The following is a 248-nucleotide window of genomic DNA, read 5'->3' on the forward strand; positions in this document are numbered from 1 at the left end:
CCTGCGCACCTTCGAACATGACGAAATCGCCACGCTTGCGCGCCTGGTCCAGCAGATCGGACACATCAACAACCATACCGGTCAGAATGTCTGCAATCGCCATGACGTCATCCAGCACTTTCTGGTAGTCAACAGCGTCAGCTTTGTAGAAGTTCACCAGCTGGAAGTTGTGATATTCCATCACTTCTTTCAGTTTTTCAGCGAAGGTGGCTTTGTCGAAGAGATCGCCCACGCGCAGACCGCGACGT

1 protein-coding gene is annotated in these 248 nt (G+C 52.8%); it reads right to left on the minus strand.

The genetic code is table 11. The features are described 5' to 3' along the window. Positions 1-248 (minus strand): adenylosuccinate synthetase (locus tag ABFY71_RS19050; protein WP_347947449.1); only part of this gene is annotated, 248 nt, incomplete at both ends.

Origin of the sequence: Devosia alba (assembly GCF_039938915.1) — a bacterium.
Lineage (GTDB): Bacteria > Pseudomonadota > Alphaproteobacteria > Rhizobiales > Devosiaceae > Devosia > Devosia alba.